The sequence below is a fragment of the Salinimonas lutimaris genome, assembly GCF_005222225.1.
Taxonomy (GTDB): Bacteria; Pseudomonadota; Gammaproteobacteria; order Enterobacterales; family Alteromonadaceae; genus Alteromonas; species Alteromonas lutimaris.
Map to the genome: position 1 here is coordinate 3,029,888 of NZ_CP036536.1, position 23,725 is coordinate 3,053,612.

Annotated in this window: 14 protein-coding genes; 3 read left to right on the forward strand and 11 right to left on the reverse strand. The window is 47.5% G+C overall.

The genetic code is table 11. From position 1 onward, the window contains the following. Positions 1–291: 291 nt before the first annotated feature. Positions 292–2,052 carry a helix-turn-helix domain-containing protein gene (locus EZV72_RS13330; RefSeq protein WP_137167690.1) on the forward strand — a complete coding sequence of 587 codons (1,761 nt, stop codon included), beginning with the start codon at positions 292–294 and terminating at the stop codon, positions 2,050–2,052. 3 nt (positions 2,053–2,055) lie between these two features. On the opposite strand, the gene EZV72_RS13335 is transcribed toward EZV72_RS13330, so the two are convergent. After that, on the reverse strand, positions 2,056–2,475 hold the full coding sequence (locus tag EZV72_RS13335; RefSeq protein ID WP_137167691.1) for an acyl-CoA thioesterase: 420 nt from the start codon (positions 2,473–2,475) through the stop codon (positions 2,056–2,058). Between the two features lie 60 nt (positions 2,476–2,535). Here EZV72_RS13335 and EZV72_RS13340 point away from each other — a divergent pair, with 60 nt between their 5' ends. Beyond that, the gene (locus EZV72_RS13340) at positions 2,536–4,590 is read left to right on the forward strand and encodes a GNAT family N-acetyltransferase (protein WP_137167692.1); all 2,055 of its coding nucleotides are present in this window, start codon (positions 2,536–2,538) and stop codon (positions 4,588–4,590) included. Positions 4,591–7,558: 2,968 nt separating this feature from the next. Here EZV72_RS13340 and EZV72_RS13345 read toward each other — a convergent pair. Genes EZV72_RS13345 through EZV72_RS13370 form a run of 6 tightly spaced genes read right to left on the reverse strand, consistent with a single transcriptional unit; the run spans position 7,559 to position 12,505 of the window. After that, positions 7,559–8,824 carry a tetratricopeptide repeat protein gene (locus EZV72_RS13345; protein WP_137167693.1) on the reverse strand — a complete coding sequence of 422 codons (1,266 nt, stop codon included), beginning with the start codon at positions 8,822–8,824 and terminating at the stop codon, positions 7,559–7,561. Between the two features lie 2 nt (positions 8,825–8,826). Continuing rightward, positions 8,827–9,438: an energy transducer TonB gene (locus EZV72_RS13350; protein WP_137167694.1), complete on the reverse strand. Its 612-nt coding sequence runs from the start codon at positions 9,436–9,438 to the stop codon at positions 8,827–8,829. A 1-nt stretch (position 9,439) separates the two neighbouring features. Continuing rightward, positions 9,440–9,838 (reverse strand): ExbD/TolR family protein, encoded by a 399-nt coding sequence (locus EZV72_RS13355; protein ID WP_137167695.1) that lies wholly within the window; start codon positions 9,836–9,838, stop codon positions 9,440–9,442. Between the two features lie 11 nt (positions 9,839–9,849). Next, complete coding sequence (locus tag EZV72_RS13360; protein WP_137167696.1) at positions 9,850–10,374, reverse strand: MotA/TolQ/ExbB proton channel family protein; 525 nt, start codon at positions 10,372–10,374, stop codon at positions 9,850–9,852. Position 10,375: 1 nt separating this feature from the next. Next, entirely contained in the window at positions 10,376–11,734 is a 1,359-nt protein-coding gene (locus tag EZV72_RS13365; protein ID WP_137167697.1) for a MotA/TolQ/ExbB proton channel family protein, read from the reverse strand. A 6-nt stretch (positions 11,735–11,740) separates the two neighbouring features. Next, positions 11,741–12,505 carry a DUF3450 domain-containing protein gene (locus EZV72_RS13370; RefSeq protein ID WP_137167698.1) on the reverse strand — a complete coding sequence of 255 codons (765 nt, stop codon included), beginning with the start codon at positions 12,503–12,505 and terminating at the stop codon, positions 11,741–11,743. Positions 12,506–13,141: 636 nt separating this feature from the next. Between EZV72_RS13370 and EZV72_RS13375 the strand changes: the two genes are divergently transcribed. Further along, the gene (locus EZV72_RS13375) at positions 13,142–13,852 is read left to right on the forward strand and encodes a 2OG-Fe(II) oxygenase (RefSeq protein ID WP_137167699.1); all 711 of its coding nucleotides are present in this window, start codon (positions 13,142–13,144) and stop codon (positions 13,850–13,852) included. Positions 13,853–13,869: 17 nt separating this feature from the next. Here the strand turns inward: EZV72_RS13375 and EZV72_RS13380 are convergent, their stop codons facing one another. From EZV72_RS13380 to EZV72_RS13395, 4 genes are all read right to left on the reverse strand, one after another. After that, positions 13,870–15,687 carry a 2OG-Fe(II) oxygenase family protein gene (locus EZV72_RS13380; RefSeq protein WP_137167700.1) on the reverse strand — a complete coding sequence of 606 codons (1,818 nt, stop codon included), beginning with the start codon at positions 15,685–15,687 and terminating at the stop codon, positions 13,870–13,872. Between the two features lie 109 nt (positions 15,688–15,796). Further along, positions 15,797–18,685: a TonB-dependent receptor domain-containing protein gene (locus EZV72_RS13385; protein ID WP_137167701.1), complete on the reverse strand. Its 2,889-nt coding sequence runs from the start codon at positions 18,683–18,685 to the stop codon at positions 15,797–15,799. Positions 18,686–19,006: 321 nt separating this feature from the next. Continuing rightward, positions 19,007–21,955, reverse strand: coding sequence for a TonB-dependent receptor (locus EZV72_RS13390; RefSeq protein WP_137167702.1), 2,949 nt, complete (start codon positions 21,953–21,955; stop codon positions 19,007–19,009). A gap of 625 nt (positions 21,956–22,580) precedes the next feature. Beyond that, positions 22,581–23,675, reverse strand: coding sequence for a tryptophan 2,3-dioxygenase family protein (locus tag EZV72_RS13395; RefSeq protein ID WP_137167703.1), 1,095 nt, complete (start codon positions 23,673–23,675; stop codon positions 22,581–22,583). Between the last annotated feature and the right edge of the window lie 50 nt (positions 23,676–23,725).

The window sequence follows — 23,725 nt, forward strand, 5'->3', positions numbered from 1 at the left end:
GCCAATATCCATGGCAAAAAGAAGATGACAGCACATAACTTTTTTTACAAGCAAACTCATACGATTTGCTTACAGCAACTTAGTGCTAATTTGATTATATTATTATAACAAGCGCCTGAATGTGCCAGACACTCACTGTCACAATCACTCTCGGGCTGCATGAAAAGAGTATCCAAACCTGTTCAAACTATACAGGACAGTTTTGTCTGAATGTGGGACAATTTCATCAAAATACTTGTTTTTTATACTAAAGAATAAAAAAGAGTTTGAAGATAATGCGCAAGGAACGTTATGCAGTATAAAGGGTTGTTCTGGTCTGCCATAGTCAGGTCATTATTAAGCTTACGTCGGGACTCAGGTCTGCACAACGCGGTTGATAGCCGGGCTCTGGAAATGCTACATCAGCTGGAATCAGGTCTTTTTCAGGATGGTGACCTGCACACTTTACTGGCTGAGCTTATTCCCGTGCACCAGCGCATCAGTATCGGCAAGTCGCTCATCGGCTATATCGACTTTAATAAAATGGGTAATCTGGTCATGTTTGCCACTGCGGTTAAAAATATCGACAGTGCGCTGGCCACGCTACAGCCCCGCAGTAGTGAAATTTTCAGTCAGCAACTATCCCAGCACACCAGCGAAGCCCCCTTGTGTACGGTATTAAGCTGGCAGGGCAGCGCATCAGCGCTGGCTGACGATCTTCAGGTGTACTTTTTGTTTGCCCTGTTCCGCCATCTGGCTGGTCGACAGTTTGATTTTACCCGGGCAGAGTTACCGCTGGCTGAAGCCTCCCTGTTATCCAGTTTATCATCAGCCCCGATTCGGCATGCTGATAATATTCAACTGGCCTTTGAAAAAAAATGGGGTAACCAGCTGTCGTTTTATCATAGCCAGGCAATTGAAAAACTGCTGGCGCCAACGCTCAGCAAAACCACCGGCCCCGGCTTAAAAGAATCTATTCAGGCCATATTTGACCGCGCTGAGGCGCCGGCACGTATTCGCGCAGAATGGGTCGCGGAGCAAATGGGTCAGACAGAATCCGGGTTTCGCCGTACCCTGAAAAACCACGATATTGCTTTTAGTGCAGTACTGAAAGAATACATCCATGATAAAAGCTGCCAGAAGCTGATCAGCGGGAATAAAACTGACGATACAGCCAGTGAGCTGGGCTTTTCTGACCGCCGCTCTTTCGAGCGCAGCTTTAAAGAGTTTACCGGCATCAGTGCCGGGCAGCTGCGTCAGCTGGGCAATCGGCTGCGCTTTCAAAAAGGTAACGGTAGCCTGCTTGATATTGTTGATAATCTGCCACCACTGCCTGAAACCATTCAGGCGTTACTGAACATAGAGGATGATAAGCTGACGCTGGACACCGTGGTTGAACTGGTCACCCGGGATCCTATCTTTCAGGCGCATATTATGAGCAAGGCCAGCAAAGCCGTATTCGGATCAACGCCGACTAACCTGGAGCAGGCCATCGGACGAAATCTGGGGCTGAGTAATATTAAGCATCTGGCTGTGCTATTTGCCGCGCAGCAACAGCTCAATGCCCAGTGCCGCCATGCTGATGTGGAAAAACTGACCGATGCCATGCTGCTGAGTCATGAGCTGTACAATCGTTTGTTTGGGTTTGAACAGGTTAATGCAGAGCAAAAAGAAATCATTCGCCAGTTGCTGCTGTTTGGCACTTTATCGTCATTTCTGTTTTTTCATGAAGAATGTCTGTTTGTTGACGGTATCCTGACCTTCTGGGATGACGCATCCAGTCTGCTTGCCTTTACCCAAAGAATCAGTGATGAATTCGGGTTATGTTTGTATGGCTCAACGTCCTTGATGTTGTTGCGCTGGGGATTCAAAAACACGATAAACCAGCAGTTATGGAAGTTGTGCCAGGCACAGGAGTGTGTGGGTGTAGAAACCATTGCCAGCCGGGTTATTCTTAGTCAGAACCTGGCTTATACCACGGTGGCCCTGCCACACGGTGACGTTGACAGAGAGCTGGCCGCTTTACCAGCAGAGCTGGCCACACAGGCCACCGCTTTGCTGGAAAAATGGTAGGGCTTAATCTTGCAGGAGGTTCAGGCTGCGCAGCTCTGCTTCAGTCTGTTCTTCCAGGCTTTCCAGTGTTTTTCCGTGGGGTGCTGGCTGGCGGGTAACCGGGTCAACCTTAACAAAAACAATATCATCAGCCAGACAGATAGTTTTTTTAGTGGCTTTGTTTCTGACCAGACAGCTGACCGTAATTGACGTACGACCCACCGCTTTGGTCGCCAGACCAAACTCGACGATATCGCCCTGCATTGCCGGAGATTCGAAACTGATCTCTCCAATGTGCTTGGTGACCAGGCAGTTAGTGCCGAGCTGACAAATAGCGTAAATAGCGGCTTCTTCGTCAATCCACTCCAGCGCGCGGCCGCCAAACAGGGAATCAGCATAGTTAAGGTCGTTAGGCATCACTAAACGGCGTGATAAGAAACGCATTCGAAATCCTTAGGGTTAAGAGTTAAACTTCGCTGCATATTATACGGTAAAAACGGCTTTATGGCTTTCGCAAACCTCTTCGACTGGATAAAACAACGTGCTGCACTGGCCGACGCCCAGCGTCAGATACTGGTGCTCTCTACTGACACCGCCGTCGAACTGGCAGAAGACGTTATTCAGCATCACAGCACAACAATGACGTGCTGGCTGGGCGAAACGACCAGTCAGACAAGCGCTTTTGTGCAACGCCCGACCACCCTGTATAAACAGGTGCTGGGGCAGGAATTTGATTTGGTGGTGTACAACACCTGTGACGGGTTCAGGCCATCAGCATTATTGGCGCTGTCCGGAACAGTAAAACAGGGCGGTTTATGCATTGTCATTACCCCGCCGCTGCCGCTCTGGCATGAGCATAGTTCGGTTACCCGGCCGCATCATCTTTCCCACGGATATACGATGTCACACAGCCGTTATATCCGGCAGTTAAGTCAGACCATGCTCAGCGATGAGAATATTGCCGTGATAGATGAGCAGTGTGTGCGCCTGCCCCCCCCAAAAAGTACTACTCGCAGTCCCGCCAACATGCCGGGTTCACTAACCAGTGAGCAGCAGCAGGTGTTTACTAACATTATCCGCGATATTCAGCACAACTTGCCACTAACCGCGCTTACCGCACTTCGTGGCAGAGGTAAATCAACAGTGCTGGGCTTCATTGCAGGCTATCTGACTGAACAAGGCATGTCTGTGGCGCTGACCAGCCCGATACATCAGACTCAGCAGGTATTTTTTGACGCCCTGGGAAAAGCGGTTAAACAAAACCGTGGTTTGATGGATAAAGTAAGCTGGCTGGCACCGGATCATTCACTGCTTTTGAGCGGGCAATACGATGTATTGTTAGTGGATGAAGCCGCCGCCCTCCCCCAACCGGTGTTATCCGGTTATCTGGCGGCCAATCGTCAGGTAGTGGTCAGTTCAACCACGGTGGGATTTGAAGGCTCAGGGCATGGGTTTATTTATAAATTTTTACAGCCTCGCCTGCAGCTGGGTCAGGCAAGTCATTATCAGTTGCATACCGCCATGCGCTGGCAACAGGAAGATACCATGGAGCGCTGGCTGCACCGTGCGTTGTTTATCGATGCAGTGGAACATGCTGCTGACAATACAATACATGAACAATCCTCACCTGTTGCCGTTGACCCTGCGCAGTTACAGATTAATTGCTGGCGACCCGAAGCCATATCGCCAGATAAGTTACGAACACTGTTTTCACTGTTAAGCCATGCTCATTACCAGACCACACCAGAAGACTTTATGCGCATGATGGATGCCCCGGATGGTCTGTTTTTTGTGGCTCATATTGATGATGAGATGGTTGGTGCTGCAGTAGTCACTATTGAAGGCGGTGAAAGACTGGCAGCGCTGGCCCATGACATTGCCTGCGGCAAACGTCGGATTAAAGGTCATTTAAGTGCGCAAAGTGCTGCCAGCCTGATTGTTGAGCCGACGCTTGCTACCCATCAATACTGGCGGGTTGGTCGTATTGCGACAGCTTCTGCGTTTCGTGGACAAGGCGTAGGGACCAGCCTGTTAAAAGTCATCCGCGATAATGCAATCCAATACGAGGTAGACTGGCTCGCGACCTCCTTTGGGCATACTCATCAGCTGGAACAGTTCTGGCAGCATAGCGGGTTCTGGCCAGCCCGGCTTGGCCAGAAAGCGGATAAGGCTTCCGGTCTGGTCAGTTTATTGATGTTGCAGTCATTATCCGCCAGGTCTGCTGAGCAACGTCAGGCTTTATCTGAGGCTTATCAGCTTGATCAGGGCCATTACCAAACGGGCTCTCAATCAGCGCTGGTCAGCGCTATTGTTACCCGCCGACTGAACGCTTTTTGCCGTCAGACTCTGGCGCTGGAACAAACCGGCAACGCCCTGCCCTGTTACATCGCAGGGCAGTTACGGGCTGGCAAAGATATACCATCAATATTAAAGGCACTTTATCTCGACATGCTTACAGATCAGGTGTTACTCAGCACATTCTCGCTATCAGGTAAAAAAGCACTGAATGAGGCTATCCGCGCGGCCACCCTAGAACTATTGCAAACATCACAACAATGACTTTGTCGTCATTCCTGGAATATACCTAAGCTTGTTCAAAGGTTGTTTTGAATCAGCCATACTGTTCAGGAGATTCCTGCTTTCGCAGGAATGACGAATGTAGGGACGTGACTGACCCAATTCAATGACATTCCTTCCCCGCCGTCGTCCCGGAATCGCGCAGCGATATCCGGGATCTCCGTTGGAACATGACGACACTTGCTTCCTTTCTCCTCTCCGTCGTCCCGGAATCGTGCAGCAATATCCGGGATCTCCGTTGGAACATGACGACACTTGCTTCCTTTCTCCGTCGTCCCGGAATCGTGCAGCAATATCCGGGATCTCCGTGAGAACATGACGCACTTAACCACAGGGCGTTGCGAATCAGCCAGACTGTTCAGGAGATTCCTGCTTTCGCAGGAATGACGAATGTAGGGACGTGACTGACCCAATTCAATGACGTTCTGCCCCGCCGTCGTCCCGGAATCGCGCAGCGATATCCTGGCTCTCCGTGACGCATGACGCACTTAAACACAGGGCGTAGTGAATCAGCCAGACTGTTCAGGAGATTCCTGCTTTCGCAAGAATGACGAATGTAGGGACGTGACTGAACCAATTCAATGACATTCCTTCCCGGCCGTCGTCCCGGAATCGCGCAGCGATATCCGGGATCTCCGTGAGAACATGACGCACTTAAACACAGGGCGTTGCGAATCAGCCAGACTGTTCAGGAGATTCCTGCTTTCGCAGGAATGACGAATGTAAGGACGTGACTGACCCAATTCAATGACGTTCTCCCCCGCCGTCGTCCCGGAATCGTGCAGCGATATCCGGGATCTCCGTGACGCATGACGCACTTAAACACAGGGCGTTGCGAATCAGCTAGGTTGTTTAGGAGATCCCTGCTTTCGCAGGAATGACGAATGTAGGGATGTGGGTGACCCAATTCAATGACATTCCTTCCCGGCCGTCGTCCCGGAATCGCGCAGCGATATCCGGGATCTCCGTGAGAACATGACGCACTTAAACACAGGGCGTTGCGAATCAGCCAGACTGTTCAGGAGATTCCTGCTTTCGCAGGAATGACGAATGTAGGGACGTGACTGACCTAATTCAATGACATTCCTTCCCGGCCGTCGTCCCGGAATCGCGCAGCGATATCCGGGATCTCCGTGAGAACATGACGCACTTAAACACAGGGCGTTGCGAATCAGCCAGACTGTTCAGGAGATTCCTGCTTTCGCAGGAATGACGAATGTAGGGACGTGAGTGACCCAATTAAATGACGTTCTCCCCCGCCGTCGTCCCGGAATCGCGCAGCGATATCCGGGATCTCCGTGAGAACATGACGCACTTAACCACATGGCGTTGCGAATCAGCCTGGCTGTTCAGGAGATTCCTGCTTCCGCAGGAATGACGAATGTAGGGACGTGACTGACCCAATTCAATGACATTCCTTCCCGGCCGTCGTCCCGGAATCGCGCAGCGATATCCGGGATCTCCGTGAGAACATGACGCACTTAATCACAGGGCGTTGCAAATCAGCCAGACTGTTCAGGAGATTCCTGCTTTCGCAGGAATGACGAATGTAGGGTCGTGACTGACCCAATTCAATGACGTTCTCCCCCGCCGTCGTCCCGGAATCGTGCAGCGATATCCGGGATCTCCGTGAGAACATGACGCACTTAAACACAGGGCGTTGCGAATCAGCCATACTGTTCAGGAGATTCCTGCTTCCGCAGGAATGACGAATGTAGGGACGTGACTGACCCAATTCAATGACATTCCTTCCCGGCCGTCGTCCCGGAATCGCGCAGCGATATCCGGGATCTCCGTGAGAACATGACGCACTTAATCACAGGGCGTTGCAAATCAGCCAGACTGTTCAGGAGATTCCTGCTTTCGCAGGAATGACGAATGTAGGGTCGTGACTGACCCAATTCAATGACGTTCTCCCCCGCCGTCGTCCCGGAATCGCGCAGCGATATCCGGGATCTCCGTGAGAACATGACGCACTTAAACACAGGCCGTTGCGAATCAGCTAGGTTGTTTAGGAGATCCCTGCTTTCGCAGGAATGACGAATGTAGGGATGTGGGTGACCCAATTCAATGACGTTCTCCCCCGCCGTCGTCCCGGAATCGCGCAGCGATATCCGGGATCTCCGTGAGAACATGACGCACTTAAACACAGGGCGTTGTGAATCAGCCAGGCTGTTCAGGAGATTCCTGCTTTCGCAGGAATGACGAATGTAGGGACGTGACTGACCCAATTCAATGACGTTCTCCACCGCCGTCGTCCCGGAATCGTGCAGCGATATCCGGGATCTCCGTGAGAACATGACGCACTTAAACACAGGGCATTGCGAATCAGCCAGACTGTTCAGGAGATTCCTGCTTTCGCAGGAATGACGAATGTAGGGACGTGACTGACCCAATTCAATGACGTTCTCCCCCGTCATCGTCCCGGAGTCGAGCAGCGATATCCTGGATCTCCATCGGAACATGGCTATGCTTGTTCAAAGTTTTTTTGCATCAATCAGGCTGTCCAGGAGATCCCCGTTGTCACGGGGATGACGGTAAAGGTGGAGATTCTCGTTTGCATGGGAATGACTGGTAGCCGTGCGTGTCCCTATAGTGAAGAGGGCCTTACCCCGTCGTCCCGGAATCGCGCAGCGATATCCGGGATCTCCGTGAGAACATGACGAACTTAAACACAGGGCGTTGCGAATCTGCCAGACTGTTCAGGAGATTCCTGCTTTCGCAGGAATGACGAATGTAGGGACGTGACTGATCCAATTCAATGACGTTCTCCCCCGCCGTCGTCCCGGAGTCGAGCAGCGATATCCTGGATCTCCATCGGAACATGGCTATGCTTGTTCAAAGATCGTTTTGCATTAGCCAGGCTGTTCAGGAGTTCTCTGATGCTTAGGGGATAAGAGAGATAAAATAGCGCAGATACAAAAAAGCCCCGGTGAAGGGGCTTTTTGTATTAGATATTGATGCCACGGTTTTTGGCTTTTTCCTTGATATAAGGTTCCCAGGCTAACGCGTTGCGACGCATAGATTTCTCTTTCTTCGCAAGCTGAACATAGTCCCAGGCTTTCTTAAAGTTACCAAGGTAGAAGTTTGCTTCCATCAACGAGAAGTGGATTTTACCCTCTTCTTCTGCACCACGGTCCAGAGCATTATTCAGAGCAGTAATTGCCCCTTTATAATCTTCTGCAACCAACAGCAGCGTACCCTGTTTCTGGAAATCTTCCGGATCAGAACTCATCTGCCCTGCTTTACCATAATAGTTAGCAGCAACATCATAGTTCTTGGCCTGATGATAAGAGTTAGCAATATTACGCATCATTTGTGCGTCTTTCTTGATATCACCCTTTTCAACGTGAGTTTCCAGAATCTTAGCCGCTTTGTACGGAATACCGTTTGTGGAATATAGTTGAGCCAAGTTTTTAAACTGTGACTCTTTTTCCAGATAACCCGCATCATAAGCGATTTCCATTGTAGCTAACGCATCTGAGTAGTTTTCTACAAGCATGTAGAATACACCCAACTGAGTCCACCACGCCGGCGTTTCAGGGAACGTATTAACCAGAGTTTCAGCAACCTTGACTGTTTCTGGGTACATCTTACGTTGGTAGTAAGACTGCAACTTCAGAACATAAGGGTTTTTGTTCGGCTTTTCATACAGCGCAATCGCTCTGTCTGAAGGCTCAATAACTTTGTCTAATTGCTTAGTTTCAAAGTAAGACTGTGCCATGCGAACATAAACATCTGCATCTTCTTTACACGTAAAGTCCATCCACGCGCTATACCATTTAATGGCATCTTTGTAGTTTTCTTCACGCAGGTTAAGGTCACCCAGCAGCTTAAGTGTTTGAGAATGCTCTGTGTCATTCAATACTTTGGGCTCGACCGCAGAAGTCAGATATTCTAACGCCTTGTCACCAGCATCATCTTTAGCCGCTAAAAGGTTACCGATAAACCGACCGACATACGCCTTATCAAAGTCGTCTGAAGGGTCTGCTTCATAAAGAATCTGCAGCGCTTCTTCAACGCGATCTTCGTTGTATGCTTCGAAAGCTTTCTGAACTTTCTTACCAGCACGTTCACCAACCAGTTGTGTTTTACCCTTTTCATAACCCGGGCATTCCACTGGGGCTGATGACTGCGCCATCGCTGGCGCAGACAGAACAGCTGAGACTCCCATGACTAAAGCAAGGGCTGACATTTTGAATGTAGTTTTCATCATGATCACTGCTCCAGTTTAAAGTCTAGCTGAACGAACATGTTGGGTTGTTTAACACGTTTACCTTCAACGATTTTAGGCTTGTATTTCCATTTGCTCAGAGCACGACGCGCTTCGCGGTCGAAAATACGTTTTGGGTCAGCATCAATAACTTCGATGTCTTCAACTCCACCTTGTTCATTAATAGTGAACTGAAGTTTAACCCAACCCTCACGGCCGTCACGGGCAGCTTGAGGCGGATATTTAGGGTCGATACGTACGATTGGTGTCGCTTCACCATCTTGTTGCATCGCGCCCACCGCGCCAATGTTTACACCTACACCGCCTGTATCTACAGCTGGAACTGCTAAGCTGAAGCCATCACTGTTAACTTCAGTAGAGTCCGGCTCTACAGGTTGCATCTTCGGTGGCTGCTGAGGTGGTGGTGGAGGCGGAGGCGGTGTACGCTGACGAGTCTGCGTATCTGCTTCCGGTTCCTGCATTACCACATCAATAACGGGTGCTTCGGGAATTTCATCTGCCGGGCGACCAGAACTCTCGATTAGTTTCGCCATTAAGACGAACAGACCAAAGGCAACCGCGGCACCTAGTAGTATAGAAACGATAAATCGAACCATCTTATCCCCTTGCTGCTACTGAAATGCGATCAACACCTGCAGCTTTGATCTGGTCCATCACTTTTACGACTACACCATGCTTGGCTTTAACGTCAGCCTGGATAATAACGTAATCCGTAGGCTGCTCTGTTAACAGTCGTTCAATGTTGGCTCTGACACTCTCTACCGCCACTTCACGTTTGTCCAGCCACACACTTCCATCGTCAGTGATGGCGACGAAGATATTGGCATTCTTGTGAAGCGTGGCCTGATTTGCATCCGGCTTGTTTACTTCAATACCTGCTTCTTTTACGAAAACAGTAGTAACGATGAAGAAAATCAGCATGATGAATACAACGTCCAGCATGGGCGTCATATCAATTTGCGCATCTTCCTCTTCGGTTCTGACTTTTCGCGCCATAATCTCTCTCTCTAATGATGTGGCAGGCTGTCAACCAAGCCTTCTTTAGCCAACTTAGCTTTGGCTTCAAGACGAGAACTGATGAACAGTCCAGACAGCGCAGCTACCATCCCGGCCATAGTCGGGATTGTTGCCATAGAGATACCTGATGCCATCAAACGGGCGTTGCTGGTACCTTGCGTTGCCATAGTCTCAAATACGCTAATCATCCCGGTTACTGTTCCCAGCAGACCAATCAGTGGACACATTGCCACCAGAGTACGAATGATTAACATCCTAGCGTCCAGGTCATCAGACGCTTGAGAAATCCAAGCTTCACGGATTCTATGCGCATACCAGGAGGTAGTATCTGCGCGGGCATCCCATCGAGTGATAATATCTTTTTTCACTTTTGGAAAGACCGCTGAGATATACCAGTAGCGCTCAATCATTAATACCCACATAAGAAAGAGCGCGATGGCGACAAAGTACAGCACGTCGCCACCAGTAGCGATAAATTCCCTGACTGATTCCCATAATCCAATCAGGCTATTCATATTACGCTTTCCCCGACTCAGTGTGTGCAGCAATGATACCAGCAGTCTGCTCGTCCAGAATATGAACGATTGACTTGCTGCGAGAAGCTACGATGCTGTGCATCAGAATCAGAGGCAGCGCTGCGATAATACCCTGAGCAGTGGTAACCAGTGCCATAGAGATACTACCTGCCATCAGACGCGGGTCACCTGTACCGAACAGAGTGATGGTCTGGAACGTTGCGATCATACCAAGTACTGTACCTAACAGACCCAGCAGCGGTGCAATAGCAGCGAAGATCTTGATAACGTTGATACCGCTTTCGATAGTCGGCAGTTCTTTCAGAATTGCTTCGTCCAGTTTCAGCTCAAGGTTTTCTGCATCAGTACCTTTGTTCGCCTGGTACACTTTCAGGATACGACCCAGAGGGTTGCTTTCTGAAGGGTTACCTGGATTTTTAAGCTGTGACTTGATTTTGCTGCCAGTCGCGCCAAGCGTGATGATTTTGTACAGACCAATCAGCAGACCGATGATTAGCATACCAGTGATCACGTAACCAACCGCACCACCTGCATGATAGCGCTCGCTCCATGTTGCCTTTTCTTTCAGCAGACCAAGAATTGCGCCTTGTGAAGGGTCAGCGTAGAAAGGAATCAGTCCAGAGGTTGCTGAAGACAGATCTTCTGCAGAACCAACCAGGTGACTTTCAGGCTGACGGCCCAGAGGCTGAACAACTTTGTTTTCTGCATCGTAAGTCAGGTAACCATCTTCACCTACCAGGTTAAATGTACCAACACGTACGATTTCCTGGTCTGAGCTACCGCCTTCCAGGTTTACAACGCTTGTATTAAAGCGAACAACCTGACCAGATTCAGTCATTTCTGTTTGCAGTGCGAACCACAAATCTTCCAGTTCCTGAATATTAGGAAGACCTTTAGATTCTTCTGACATTTCAGCAAGGAACTCGTCGCGGCCCGGGTATTGAGCAGAAACGATTGACGTAGAAATACGGCCATATGCTTCAGACGCTGCCTGACGTACAACACCGAACATTTCGCCCAAGGTACCGGTAGCCTGTTCCAGTTCAGAAGACTTTTCGTTTAACGTGGTTTCGTTATCAGAAAATTGCTGTTGCAGACGGTCACCGCGATCTTGCTCAGCTTTCAGATCAGACTGAGCTTTACGCAGTAGCGCTTGCTTGTCTGAACGGTCAGACTGGAATTCAGCTTCACGTTGCTTGTTGATACGTGCTTCAGACACGCGGTTGTCTTTTACCTGCTGTAGCAGATCTTGCAAACTTGCAGCTTCCTGTGCCTGCGCACCGGTCGCGAACACCGCCATCGTTGCAGCGGCTACAAGAGATTTAAATACTTGTTTCATTAAAACTTACTCCGCTGCTTTGATTGGTAACTTGATAAGATCCGGGGTGATTGTGCCGTTTGCCATCTTCACAGCATCAACCACAGACGCCAGGTACTCATCGCCCAATTCCTGCCATTGACGTGCATCATTATCCCACACCCAGGCGTGATTTTGATCCAATGACAGAGCCAGCAGAGCGGTACGACCCAGGTTGTAGAAGTCAACAGTAACTTCAGTACCTGCATTGTCGATAGTGCCCTGATAAGAAGACATCTTCGTGCCGTACTCTACTTCTACCAGATATGCTTCGATAACCTGACGGAACTGCTCTGAAACGGTAACGTTAGAGTTTTCCATGATGTCGCGAAGACGCTGGATACGCGAACGACGCTCTTCAAGGTGGATAGGAACATCCAGCTCAACAAACTTTTCCAGGCTGTCGATCATACGGAACATCAGAGGAACGATACCTTGCTTGGTTTGTTCGATGCTGTCGATCTGACGTTGTAGAGAATCGATGCTACGTTGTTGGTCAGCAACCAGACTCGCAATGTAGTCGTTATAAACTTTCAGGTTCTCTGTTTGGTCAACAGTTTGACGGTACTCAACCAACAACTCTTGAGATTGTTCGAATAGTGTGTTGATTTTTTCTTGAGATTTCGCTGCAGCCGCGTGAATCTTACCTTCTTCTTTTTGAAGATCGTTAAGAGTAACTGCAGAGACGGCTGCACTGCCTGTCAGTGCAAATGCACCCATGACAGTAGAAGCAATAAGAGTTCTCTTGCTCATCTTGGACATAGTTCCCAACCAAATTTCTTATTTGAATCCTTGCTGCTTTTGCAAGCAAGGGGCGTATAAACTTTTACAATTTTATTTTCGGAAGGTAGCAATTGGCGAGATTCTGCCAACACTACGAATCTCCAATACTCACACGGAATGTGTCAAATAGTCAAGTAACACCGTCTTAACACCCCACCGAAGAACTGATATGACTAATCGTTAATCAATAGTTGGCACTTTTTTAGCTTCCCAAAGCAGGATAGCTATTAAAGTTAGCGCTAAATAGCAAGTGCTGCTGAACTTAATATCTCAACCACTGATCGGATGCAAGCAGTAAAACCCTGCTTTTTCTTATTTGTGTAATAAAAAGTCAATTTTTTGGCGACACATAAACTTTAGTGCATGCAATCACTTAAGTTAATTGGATGTTATAGAGAATTAACTGCTTTTTAATCATACTTTCAGATTAAAAATGACGTAAAAGTACGCTTCTCAATGTCAACAGCAACACCCTCTCTTTTTTTGTTGTTTTTTTACATCATTATTATTTAACCTACTGAAGTTCGCGAGGGATTTTCAGCCCAATGCTTGTTAATTCGCCTTTAGCCAGTAAACTGGATATAAAGTCGCCATAATAACTACTCTATGTCTTTACCTAACACACTTTCTATTCCTGTTACTGAAGAACTGATTACACAGTATAAGCAGTCAGGGCACATTAACCTCCCTCGCTTCTTTAAGCCTGATTTTGCAGAAGAATTGACCGGCTCGCTGGAGCAGCACGATGGTTATAAGCTAGCAACTTACATAAACAACCAGGTTCTGAATGTGCCATTTTCCCACTGGCAAAACTTATCTGCACAGGAAAAACAGTCAACGCACCAGCAAATTATGCACAATGCATCGCAGGGTGTCGGCTACTTATACGGACGCTCGAGCTTAGAGACGGCAGGCGCTCAAACCAGCACCTACAGAGCGTTATCCGCCTGGCTTAACAGTGCGGAGGTGCTGGCATGGGTCAGGCAAATTACCGGTGCGGGAGATATCTGCGCAGCGTCTTTACAGGCCAGTCGCTTTAGTCCCGGGCACTTTCTAACCCGGCATAAAGATCATCATGCTACTGAGCAGCGCAGAGTCGCTTTTGTACTGAACTTTAACCGTGAATGGCACCCCGACTGGGGTGGTCTGTTGCAGTTTTATTCTCAGAATGGGAGTCCTCAAAAAGCCTGGAGCCCGGTACATAACAGTATGAATTTATTCGATGTCGACCGTGTTCACAGCGTTACCTATGTGACTCCATTTGCCCGCCAACCAAGATTTGCTTTTTCAGGATGGTTCAGAGCCACACCTTTATAGGTGCGGCATATTTTCCGTTAAAAGGCAGGCATATCCTTTTTGAAATCACAGGCGACCGTCAGCCGTTTTTCTGCATCACTAAATGGCTGTGTACCGTGCCAGAAAAACGATGGAAACATAACTAATTTACCTGCTTCAGGTTTGACCCGCATAAACGGGTCATTATCGCTGACGGTAAAATTGGGAATACCAAAGTTCAGATAGCCGTCATAGTCCTCATCACTGAATGACGGCAATGCAATGTAGCATACCGAACTTAACCAGCCCATCGGGTGAATATGGTTACTGTGATAGCCCCCGCTTTTAAGATCGACCGACCAGGCTGATTCGGCACTGATTACACCGGGTTGATTAAATCCGTCATACCACAAAGGCAATGACTGATAGTGTTTAAGTGCCTTTTGAGCAGCGCACTCAAATTGCGACTTCAGATGCTTAATAAGAGGGTTGCTGTCAAAAAACAGATTCCCCCGGGTTTGCGTACCGTTAATCAGTGTTTGCTCAAGCGGCGCAGTCTCGGCGTTATGGCAGTGACGTAAATACTGACGAAGCTCGGTAAGATACACTGTGAGGTTTTCACTGGTTGAAGGCGGCTCAATGGTGTACTGGTAAATATAGTTCTGTTTGCATGCCCAGGCCTGCCAGAAGGCATCCTGTGATTTTGTTGCATGTACAGCATAAGGTATTAGTGCCAGTGCCCACTGATTGTCGGGATCCCGGTCCAGAACCGAACGCACCAGCGCAGCAGCCTGCGGCTGTTCGTTTTCAGTTATGCACTGCTGGGCCAGTTGACATGCCTGATCACAGGTGAGCTCGTTAATATCATGCAGCTCACTGATCAATTCCGCAATATGTGTTGGTTTGTCTGTCAGCCTGCGACATTCCGCGCTGTTATATATAAAATCAGCCTGTGAAAGCAATGAACGATAACGGTTTAGTAAAACTTCTGTGTTTGCTACCTGCCGGGTGCGCAGTAACTGTGCAAGGTAGTCTTTGAGCATACCTGGCGTTACTTTCCCCTGCTCAAAAACCTTTTGATAATTATCTAAAAAGTCATCTTTGCCCCCCAGTTCAAAACGTAATTCAGACAGGTTTTTATGGGCTGGCGCATAATCAGGGGCCAGTTCAATGGCTTTTTTGTATGCATTAATAGCAGCGCGATAATCCTGACAATCTGCCAGGCAATTAGCATAACTGTGATAAATGGCATAATGGCCTGGCACGGTTTTGAGCAGCGCTTCAAACCTTGCTCTGGCTGTATCAAACTCCCCGACTGCCCGATTCACCTGCGCTTCAAGTAACATAAGATCGTTGGTTTGTTTACCCGGTTTGTACGACATAAACTCGCCGAACGCTTGGGCCGCTAAATCTTTATCAAGTAAATAGCGAACCGCAGCGGCAAATACTTTTGGCTGTTGCTGGTAAGAGCGTCTGGCGGTGCCAAGTAACTCTGGCATCAACATACCTGGCGATAGATCTAACTGATGTTTAAACGTAAATAGCAAGGCGGGCAGCGGGTTTGCATTTGGCTGCTTTAAAAGCTGAACAGTATAAGTCACAGCAGCAGAATTTTTGCCTAATGCCAGACACGTTCTGGCAAGGTTCATGATGATATCAGCATTATCCGGAGCCCGGCGATGGCAATATATCAGGGTCTCGAATGCGGCATGATAATGCCGCTGTTCATACTGACTGGCAGCGCGGAACTGTTGAAATATCAGCTGGTTGGGATACTGGGTAATAACACCGGTGAGTAGCTTATCCAGGTTTACAAAGTCCTTTTTTTGTAAAAGCCCCTGTAATGCCTGAATGAGTTGTACAAATTGCTCCTGCATGATGACCCCTTTTTTCTCATCAGATTAGCAATATCGATTCTTACTTCAATTGAACAATAGTTACAAAAAAGGCTCCCGAGGGAGCCTTTGGTCAAGCTTTATACACTGCTTAGAATGTTGCAGTCAGACGTACATAGTAAGTACGGCCAAACACATCATAAGTTGCAGGATAAGTGTTTGCTTGCTGAGCATTGTCACCCATGATTGGTGGTTGCTTATCAAACAGGTTATCTACACCCGCAGTAACTTTGTAGTTATCAGATACGTAGTAAGTACCCATCAAATCAAAGTAGCTGTGCGCACTGATAGTTTCTACTGCGTAGTCAGTACCAGCATCATCATCTTCTACTTCACCCACATAGCGCCATAGCATCTGTACTGTAAAGTCGTCCATACCGTATTTAACGGTCAGGCGGTGCTTGTATTCTGGCAGAGGCTCACCACAATCCAGACCGAAGTTACCTGCACACTCAATGGCATCTGCACCTGGGAAGGCAAAGAAGTCTGATTCGGCGGTATATGTACCAAGGTAATCCAAGCTCAGGGCGCCCGGACCAGCATCAATCGAGTAGCTGGCGATCAAATCATAACCTTTCAGAGTACGGGTTGCCGCATTCTGGAAGCTGTCAGTAACAAAGTCGATGGTACCATCTGCACGACGAGTCACATTGTTACAGAATGTAGAACCCACACCGCCTGCAGCAGAGTTATAACACAGATCCAGCGTGTTGTTAGTACCAACTGTAGAAATAACATCTTCGATTTCGATGTCAAAGTAATCAAGGCTAACACTGAAGTCGTCTGTAGGCGTTAATACCACACCAACAGTCAGCGTATCTGCTTCTTCTACACCCAGTTCCGGGTTTCCGCCAACTAAATTACGAACCTGGCCAGAAGCTGGGTTCAACGAGGCGCCAAAGACAGCATCAGCTGGTACGCCAGTTGCCTGACAAAGCGCACTTAGCTCTGCTGAAGGATTAGCTGGTGCACCGCTTGCAGAACATGGATCTGCTGCGCCCGGGAAGCCTTCGCCAGCCGGAGAAAACAGCTCAGAGATATTTGGTGCACGTACCGCCGTGTTGAAACCTGCGCGGAAGCGAACTTCATCTACCGGAGCCCATGAAGCACTGATTTTGTAACTTTCTGCCGTACCGGCTGTGCTGTAATCAGCAGAACGGTATGCCAGTTCTACATCCAGGCTTTCAGCCCACTCTTCACCAAACAGAATTGGCAAGTATGCTTCTGCATACCACTCAGAAGACGTATAACCACCTTCTACAGGAGGCGCACCGTTAAAGCCGGCAATGGTACCCGCAGCTAAGTCTTGTGAAGGAAGGAATTCAAAATCTTCTTTACGGTGCTCATAACCAAAGGCAATACCCAGAGGGCCCCCTGGCAGCTCGAACCACTCGCCTGAGTCACCGGCAATGTTAGCGCCAAACAATTTTTGGTCGAATACAGCCTGTGATGCTACTGCTGTACGCAGGTAGGCAGCTGCATCTTCAGAGATGTTACCTTCACCAAAAATGTTCATTGGTGCACAAGCCACGGTTGAACCGTTTGCTGATGTATCGGCGCAAGACGGATTTCCGTCAGCATCAACGATCACATTGCCATCTTCTGAAGCAAGCAGAAGCGCCTGATCAAAGCGGTCGCGGTTTACGTTACCCAGCTGAGCTGATGAATTAGTCGCTTTACCTGTTTGGTAATATGCATCGTAAGTCCATGCAGAGTCACCAAAACTACCACGAACTCCTACTTGCATCTGGTAAGATTGGAAGGTTTCTTCTGAACGACGAGGACCAACTTCTAACAGACGACGACGAACCAGTGCAGTTGCCGTATCAGCAATACCATCGCCATCTGTGTCTACGTCATCACCAATGGTACCAGACAGAAGCTGTTGTGCTTCTGTTGTAAGGAACGGGTTGTTGTCCAGAGAGAATGTTGTAGTCTGGAAAATAGGTGTTGCAGCAAGCTGCTGAGGCACGCGGCTGTCAGTAAACATCGCACGGCCGTAAACTTCTGCATTATCACTCAGTTCATATGAACCCAGCGCTGAAATCTGATGACGTTCCTGAGGCAGCTGAATGTAGTTTACCGGCGCGAAATTGTAGAAATCGTTGTTATCACCAGCACCTACAAAAGGTCTTACACTACCATCCTGGTTAAAAATGATAGCCTGTGAATCTGGTGCAAAGTCTGCAAACCCGGCAGAGAAAATTGCGTTAGAAGGTACACCGGATGAACCACCATTAAACAGGCCACCAACACCATCGTCAAACTGAGCAAACGTAGAGAAATCACGATCGCCCTGGAACAGCTCTTTACGATCTGTAAAAGAAACATTGAATACAACGTTACCTTTACCGTCTGCAAAGTTACCACCGATTGTAAAATCGGCATTGTAGATTTCAGCGTCACCCTGCTCTGTTACTTCATAACCAGATTGCAGCTGAACACCTTCAAAATCATCTTTCAGGATAAAGTTTACAACACCAGCTACCGCGTCAGAACCATATACAGCTGATGCACCACCAGTCAGGACTTCAACGTCCTTGATCAGTGCAGTTGGGATAGAGTTGATATCCACTGTACCAGAGGCTGTAGTCGGAACTGCACGGGTACCGTTAATCAGTACCAGTGTACGGTTTGTACCCAGACCACGCAGGTCAACTGTAGCAGTACCGTTACCAGGGTTATTTGAGGTTCTGTCCAGACCAGGTACAACCTGTGGCAGAGTGTTCAGAAGTGATTCAGTGTTAACGGTTGCTGTCAGGCTGAACTGTTCTTCACCAACAGTAGCAACCGGGGCATTTGAAACAAAATCCACTTTACGGATACGTGAACCCGTTACTGAGATTTTTTCAACATCTTGTTCTGCAGCAGCTGCATCTTCTTGTGCAACAGCCATATTTGCAGTTAGCAGCGCAGCAGAAGCCGCACCAAAAGCGCACGCCAGCTTCACTGACTTTGCCAGTTTGGAATTTGTAAACATGTATTGTCTCCCTGGAACACTAAAGTGGTTTTAGTGTTTGTTATATAAATCGTTGAAACGACTTTTTATTCGGTTAAGGCTTGAGCCTTCATTTGAATATAACCACAGTGACTTAACGCGGTCAACTGCCAAATATGAGAGACGAGACAAAAGTTCAATATTTTTTGCGCTCATTTTGTAAATATTGTAACAAGATAATTACACAACGAGGAGAAAGTGCTTATTTTTCATACACAAAGGTTTTATCTGTTAATTTCTGTAAATGTCATTTTTAATGAACATTAAGGGAGGGACTTAGAGCCCCTCCTCAGTCAGATTGCGTTAAAATGCAAATCGTGCACTTAAACGAACATATCGTGGTGTTTGCCAGTTAGACGGCAGACCATAGTTCGGGTTAACGGTTGGATTTAACGGATCAATAGAGCTTTCGTCGTCATAAATCTCAACAACTTCAGTCGTCTCATCGTTGTCAAATACGTTGAAAACATCCGCTCTGAGTGTCAGTTCGTAATCTTCGAAAACATCCAGTGTATAAGAAGCTGAAACATCCAGATTCCAGTAATCGTTGGTCCGTCCGCGTGAACCACGTGGCGCTAGTTCACCGCCAGCATAAAAGGACTCAGAATCATACGCCTGCGCAAAAGTATCGGTTGGGTGATAACCAAAAGCATTGATCGGACGGCCAGACCAGTACTGCAGGTTCGCACCTAAAATGATGTCATCAGTCAGGGCATAATAACCAAACACCTTAACCTGATGGCGGCGGTCATTCGGCAGGTCGCCATACGCACCGTCAAGTAGTCCCGGCTGGTCAAAGTTAGTCGTCAAACCAGCATCATCCTGACCGTTATCAGAGCGAACATACCCTTCGTTATTACCCCAGTTATGTGACCAGGTGTAAGACGCGGTCATTGTCCAGAGCCCATCCCATGCACGGTTAAAGGTAAAATCTACAGCTGCATATTTGCGTACCGATTCAGGGTATCCTAAATCCTCTGCGCTCAGATCCATAAAGACCTGCTCACCTTCTGCGCCAGGCAGTTCAGTGGTAGCAATACGCATATCCTTACCCGGATTGGTCAGTACATAAGAATGGAAACCCGTCCAGATGTCAGACACATCGCCGTATCCATTATCTGCCGCCCAGTCAATAACGGCTGCATCAATGGCAACATCTTCGATAGTCGTAGACAATTCACGATATGTTCCCTGAATACCCAGACTCCAGTCATCTGTTAGCTGGAACTGATAACCAGCGATGAATTCATCTGAGTACATGGGATCCAGGTTCTGATCAACAATTTCTGCAGGCTGTGCTGCAGAGCCATTGGCAAAAATATCATCTGGTTGTGTTTTGGCCCCTGACAGATTAGGAATACCTAACGCTTCATCAACAAAGCCATTAAATTCATAGTATTCCTGAATATAGGTTTCAGCACCGGCCAGACGAATATTGGTATTTGCAGCAACTGGCAGATAATAACGGCCATAAGATGCCCAGGCTTTTGACTCACCGTCGCCCATCACATCCCACACAGCACCTAAACGCAGAGCCCAGTTGTTGTCCAGCTTAACAAATGAGTCACCGTTAGCATTGAAGTTTTCAAAAGAGTCGTTACGAATACCCATGTTAATGACCAGGTTATCAGTGGCCTGCCACTGATCCTGAACATAGAACGCAAAGTTTTCTGACTCAAAATCTCCGCCTACCTGATAGGTACGTTGACGAACCTGATAAATTTCTTCAGCTGCCGGATTTGAATCATCAACATAATACAGGTAGTACGCACCACCAGAGTTTGTTGTCAGTGAAGTTGCAGTTAGTTTTTCGTAATCTATACCAAATCGTAAAGAGTGATCACCGATATACCAGTCAGCATCAAGTCGAATAACTTCCCGCTCATCTTCACCTGTTTCAATTGAGAATGAGGCGAAGGTATCAGCAGGAACAAAACTACCGGTACTGTCGTAGCGATAGTAAACCGCCGGGTTGGCATCCAGGTTACTGTTAGTTGTGCGGTCTATCTGGTTTAAGCCGTACATTGCGGAAAACGAAAAGTCTTCGTTGATAATACTTGTCCATTTCGCAATGTAGTTGACACCACCCGAATTTTCATAGGTCAGTGCTGGCGACGTACTGACTATCTCACCATTTAATACTGAATAACGTTCTTCAACATTGCTGCTTTCATCAGAAAAAGCACTTAAGTTAAGGATATTGTTTTCTGTAATATACCAGTCAACGTTGGCAACCCAGAATGTATCGTCATCGGTTTCCCGATAATCCTGCTCTATCACACCGTCCCCGGTTGGGGTTTGTGCGCCTCTGTAGTCATTAGTCACATCACGCGGGTTAGCCAGTACATAGAAAAATAACTTATCTTCAATCAGTGCGCCGCTGGCCCAAACGTTAACATCAAGATTGGTGACTTCATCTGCATCATTATTAATGCGATAGGTACCGTCTTCACGTCTTTCAGAAGGTTTGTAGCTTCTTAACGCTTCTGGCTCCCAGTAAGCATTAATACCCGCTTTAAATTCGTTGGTACCACTCTTGATTTTGGTATTGATGATACCACCGGTTACCCGGCCATATTCTGCAGAATAACCACCGGTTTTAATTTCAAACGAATCATACATATCAAACGGTGGTTCACTTGAGCCCACACCCGTTCTGAAGTTGGTAATGTTAAGACCATTGATATAAAACGCGTTTTCAGCAACAGAAGAGCCACCAATAGATGTCAGGCCGCCGTCACCAAAATCAGAATCACCCTCCGTAGTTCCCGGTGCCAGCAATGCAACAGAAGACAAGTTACGAGGTACGGGTAGTTTATCTAGGGTCACCGCATCAACAGAAATCCCCGTAGTAGAGCTGGTTACGTCCACCAATGCTATTGACGAGCCGGTCACTTCAATACGCTCTACATTGTCTTCGACCAGCTGGATGTTAATACTAGAACTTCCGCCCAGCCTTACATTGACATTGTCCTGCAATGTTTGCTGAAAACCATTTTTGTTAGCAGAGATGACATAAGTGCCTGGTGGCAAGAGAGGAAAACGAAATGAGCCTGACTCGTCAGACTGAACAGTACGAGTTAAGCCTGTTTCTTTATTTTTAACAGTAATAGTGGCGTTAGATACCAGATCGCCGTCTGTTTCTACTGCATTACCAAGAATTGTTCCTGTTGTTGCGGCATGAGCAGGCAATGCCAGCCCGAGACTCAGCGCAACAGCAGCAGCTGCAGCTGTTTTTTTATAATTAAACATGTATTGCTCCCTGAACGCTAAATTGCTTAGCGATTTGTTATTATTTCCCTGCAAAAGTAGATATTTATGCAAGAAGAGATTGCAATCTCCCCTCTTTAGTATCACTTACCAACACCGCCTACAAGCATTAAATTCAACTAAAGTCTACTACACTTTGTAACTATAATGTTACATGAAACTATTCCCTCCTCTAAAATCGCAGCCTTCGAGATGCTCATTGCTCATCTCATGTATCTCTTATTTTATAAATTGTATTTTTCTTATATTTATAAAGACGCAACCTTATGAATAACTAGCGCATAAGTTTTTGTATGCAGATGAAAATGACCGAACGACTTCGTTGAAGTAGTGGTTCTGTTAGTTCATCAATAAAAAGCAATGAATGTAGTAAACAGGGCCCACTTATCCCTTTTCTGCGTTACATCAAAAACAGGCAATAGCCTGCACAATACTGACGGCCGATACTGTCACACAGCACCATGTGAGGTGTCATTCAGGCCAAGGCTTTATTAAAGACATTATCAGCTTCAGGGCTACGTCTAACGCTTCAGCAAACGATTGTGTAATCTTCATAATTTAAGAAATCGGCAAAGAGAAATATCTAACCATTTAAAATGAAATACCGTCACTCAGGACTGCCCCCAAACCGCATCTTTCGGACAACCTCGGCCGGTAGTGGCGGCAGCATATCTTTGGGCAGTAAAAAGGTTGCGGCGTTGAAAAAGTCGAGAAATATACGATTGGATTCAGTCGTCTTTTTCAGGTAGGTGTGGCCCGAAGAACCACCAGTACCTATTTTTGTGCCCAGCATACGCTGAACCATCATGGCATGGCGGTAACGCCAGATTGTCAGCTTTTCATCGATGTCGGTCAGCGCAGTAATCAGTTGAAAAGGCAGATTAAAAATAGGCTCCTCTGCGTACTGTTTGATAAACAGTGTGGCCAGCATAGCATCGTGGCTTAAACGAAATAGCCCCTGTTCCTGCAACTGCTGATAAGCCTGACGGTTAAACAGGGCCTGAAAGGACTGATGTGTCTGTTCCCAGTCTTTTAGCTCTTGTCGCCGCTCTTTGTCGCTAAGCGTGTTATTACTGCTGATAATTTCTTGGTCATCGGCGAGCATTTTAGCGGTGGCCTGCTGATAATGTTCCCAAAACGCAAAGTTATTGTGTTTGAGTAAGGGCAGCCGGGCCAGCCAGGTATCAATCAGTTCAAACAGACTAGGTTTAGCCTCAAGTCCTTCTAGCAATTGCCGGTCCTGCTCAGTCAGCCGGGCATAAAAACTCTGTTTATCAAAGTCGATTCGATATTCGCGCTTCAGACCTAGCGCAATTTCCAGTCGCTTAAACTGGATAGACTGAAATCCCGAAGCGGGAACCAGATAATCACGAAACGATAAGAACTGCTGCGGTGTCAGCGTTTCCATCACACTGATCTGATCATTCATCAGCTGCTGAATCTGCACAATACGCTGCAGCCTGTGCACCACTGTAATGAGCGCCTGATCCGGCACTTCTGACTGGTTGAATGTATCAATGACTGCATTGAGCTCGTGCAATATTTGCTTGAACCACAGTTCATATACCTGATGCACAATGATAAACAACATTTCGTCATGGGCAGGTTCGGCATACCGGCTACTTTGAAAAGCCTGTGCGCCAAGAATTTTATCCAGTTGCAGATAATCGCCGTAATACACGGGTGTGGTATTTTTTTTCATGCCTGTGTCCTTTTTGCAGTCGCGACAATTTAGTCTACCATTGAACTGAC

What these genes read in the sequence shown, in the direction of transcription:
- EZV72_RS13370 (WP_137167698.1), bottom strand. Translation starts at nt 12,505, where the DNA reads ATGAGCAAGAGAACTCTTATTGCTTCTACTGTCATGGGTGCATTTGCA.
- EZV72_RS13355 (WP_137167695.1), bottom strand. Translation starts at nt 9,838, where the DNA reads ATGGCGCGAAAAGTCAGAACCGAAGAGGAAGATGCGCAAATTGATATG.
- EZV72_RS13340 (WP_137167692.1), top strand. Translation starts at nt 2,536, where the DNA reads ATGGCTTTCGCAAACCTCTTCGACTGGATAAAACAACGTGCTGCACTG.
- EZV72_RS13345 (WP_137167693.1), bottom strand. Translation starts at nt 8,824, where the DNA reads ATGATGAAAACTACATTCAAAATGTCAGCCCTTGCTTTAGTCATGGGA.
- EZV72_RS13330 (WP_137167690.1), top strand. Translation starts at nt 292, where the DNA reads ATGCAGTATAAAGGGTTGTTCTGGTCTGCCATAGTCAGGTCATTATTA.
- EZV72_RS13375 (WP_137167699.1), top strand. Translation starts at nt 13,142, where the DNA reads ATGTCTTTACCTAACACACTTTCTATTCCTGTTACTGAAGAACTGATT.
- EZV72_RS13380 (WP_137167700.1), bottom strand. Translation starts at nt 15,687, where the DNA reads ATGCAGGAGCAATTTGTACAACTCATTCAGGCATTACAGGGGCTTTTA.
- EZV72_RS13350 (WP_137167694.1), bottom strand. Translation starts at nt 9,438, where the DNA reads ATGGTTCGATTTATCGTTTCTATACTACTAGGTGCCGCGGTTGCCTTT.
- EZV72_RS13360 (WP_137167696.1), bottom strand. Translation starts at nt 10,374, where the DNA reads ATGAATAGCCTGATTGGATTATGGGAATCAGTCAGGGAATTTATCGCT.
- EZV72_RS13390 (WP_137167702.1), bottom strand. Translation starts at nt 21,955, where the DNA reads ATGTTTAATTATAAAAAAACAGCTGCAGCTGCTGCTGTTGCGCTGAGT.
- EZV72_RS13335 (WP_137167691.1), bottom strand. Translation starts at nt 2,475, where the DNA reads ATGCGTTTCTTATCACGCCGTTTAGTGATGCCTAACGACCTTAACTAT.
- EZV72_RS13395 (WP_137167703.1), bottom strand. Translation starts at nt 23,675, where the DNA reads ATGAAAAAAAATACCACACCCGTGTATTACGGCGATTATCTGCAACTG.
- EZV72_RS13365 (WP_137167697.1), bottom strand. Translation starts at nt 11,734, where the DNA reads ATGAAACAAGTATTTAAATCTCTTGTAGCCGCTGCAACGATGGCGGTG.
- EZV72_RS13385 (WP_137167701.1), bottom strand. Translation starts at nt 18,685, where the DNA reads ATGTTTACAAATTCCAAACTGGCAAAGTCAGTGAAGCTGGCGTGCGCT.